Origin of the sequence: Burkholderia sp. 572 (genome assembly GCF_040545135.1) — a bacterium.
GTDB classification, from domain to species: domain Bacteria; phylum Pseudomonadota; class Gammaproteobacteria; order Burkholderiales; family Burkholderiaceae; genus Burkholderia; species Burkholderia cepacia.
Genome location: NZ_JBEPLH010000055.1, coordinates 1 through 2402, shown reverse-complemented (window position 1 = coordinate 2402; position 2402 = coordinate 1). Strand labels below are relative to the sequence as shown.

Annotated in this window: 1 protein-coding gene; it reads left to right on the top strand. The window is 56.6% G+C overall.

All coding sequences use genetic code 11. The features are described from left to right. Positions 1–594: 594 nt before the first annotated feature. A complete protein-coding gene (gene ltrA, locus ABIC51_RS40720) occupies positions 595–2328 on the top strand; it encodes a group II intron reverse transcriptase/maturase (RefSeq protein WP_354007106.1) in 1734 nt (577 codons plus the stop codon). Positions 2329–2402: the final 74 nt, after the last annotated feature.

The window sequence follows — 2402 nt, the reverse complement described above, 5'->3', positions numbered from 1 at the left end:
GGTGCGACGTGAGGTCGCATAGTTTGTTGTTTCACTGCCGGAAACGGCAAGGAGGAAACCAGGCGTTCCGTCGCCTGTAGCCTACCGGAGCATGCGGGACTGGTAACGGACCCGTGTGAAGCCTTCGGGACAATGTAGCTCGGAGTAATCCGTGCGGAATCCGCGAGGAGGAAGCACGTCTGCGAGTGTCAACGCGGACAGGGCGCTAGGCTGGACGATATGGTTAACACATGTGAACTGCTGATAAACACCGTCAATCCGAAACGGGCCAAAGACACTGAAAGGCCCGACCCAAAATGGGAATGTAGATCGGTCCTCGGCCTTTTGTCACTGCTGAGGCACGGACATCAAAGCTACCGGTGAATAGGCAGAACCTAACCCGTCCTTGCAAACTATGCGGAACACGGTAAGCCCGTATCGCTGCCTGATGTTGGGCAGGCTGATCGCAAGAGAAGCTGTTGGTGGTGCGGGTATGGGAGTGCGGAGAAAGCGAAGGCTGTTCTGTAATGGGACGGATAGGGGTTGAGCCGCAAGGCAACATTACTCCACGCGAAAGCGGGCAAACTTCCGCATGGTCTTTTGTCACGAGAGAACTTGAACACTTCGAAGGAGGAAAAGCAGATGACTGCGCAGCAACAATACGCGGGTGCGTCCTCCGACCACACGACGCAATGGCACGAGATCGATTGGGCCAGATGTATACGTGAGGTCAGGAGGCTGCAAGCGCGTATCGTGAAGGCAACGCGGGAAGGCAGACATGGCAAGGTGAAAGCCTTGCAGTGGCTGCTGACTCACTCGTTCAGCGGCAAAGCATGGGCCGTCAAGCGAGTGACGGGAAATCGCGGAAAGCGAACCCCTGGGGTGGACGGAAAGACATGGCTCACCCCGAGCAGCAAGATGCGAGCAGTGTTGTCCCTCAAACGGCGCGGCTACAAACCGCTCCCACTGAGACGGATATACATCCCGAAAGCCAACGGGAAGCAGCGACCTCTGGGCATTCCGACGATGAAGGATAGGGCTATGCAGGCACTGTATCTGCTGGCGCTTGAACCCGTCGCGGAAACCACGGCCGATCCGAATTCGTTCGGATTCCGGCAGGCACGATCCACGGCCGACGCGATTGAGCAGTGTTTCACTACGCTCCATCGTGCCGACCGGGCCCAGTGGATTCTGGAGGCCGATATCCGTAGCTGCTTTGACGAGATTTCGCATGATTGGCTGATCGCCAACATCCCGATGGACAAGGCGATCTTGCGACGATGGCTGAAGGCAGGCTACATGCATGGAGGGCAGCTTCATAGTACGGAAGCGGGAACACCTCAGGGTGGCATCATCTCGCCCACGTTGGCGAACATGGCTTTGGACGGACTGCAACCGCTTCTCCGGAAGAAATTCTGGCGGGGAGGTCTCAATCCGCACAAATTCAATATCATACGGTATGCAGACGATTTCATCGTGACGGGAGCAACGCAAGAAGTGCTTGCCGACGAAGTTCGTCCGATTATCGAGTCTTTTCTGGCCGAGCGCGGGTTGGTGCTCTCCACGGAGAAGACCCGGATCACGCATATCGATGATGGGTTCGACTTTCTCGGAATGAATATCCGCAAATACAACGGCAAGCTGTTGATCAAGCCGTCACCAAAGAGCGTGAAGACGTTCCTGCGGAAGGTCCGGGAAACCGTGAAGAACAATCTGATGATCGGCCAAGACAAGTTGATATGGCTGCTCAACCCGATGCTGATGGGATGGGCACGCTACTATCGGCACGTCGTGTCGAAGCAAATCTTCCGGAAGGTCAATCATGAGGTGTGGGATGCGCTCTGGCGCTGGGCTTGCCGGCGACACCCTGGCAAAGGGGCTGGTTGGGTTCGGAAGAAGTATTTCCGAACAGTAGGCTTCCGGCACTGGGTATTCGGCGTAGAAACCGGCAAACCCTCGAGCCCCGAGCGGAAACTGCACAAGCTGTACGAAGTCCCGGACATGCCAATCCGGCGGCACCGGCCGATCAAGACAACCGCAAACCCCTTCGATCCCGAATGGGAAGCGTATTTCGAAGCTCGATTGGGTGCTGTCATGCTCGACTCGATCAGGGGCTACGGTCAATTGGTTCGCCTGTGGCTTGATCAGGAACGCAGATGTCCGATCTGCCGCTTACCGATTACCAAGGCGAGTGGCTGGCAATTGCGCCACATCGTCCGCAGAATCGACGGTGGTTCGAACACTCCGGCGAACTTGGTCATGCTACATCCGGAATGTCATCATGTTGCTCGTTTGAAGGGATTTTCCGTAGCGAAACCGGCTTCCATGTGGAGCTTCAAAGAGGCTTGAGCCGTATGCCGGGAAACTGGCACGTACGGTTCTTAGGGGAGGATGCGGCGGCAACGCCGTGTCCTTACCCGACA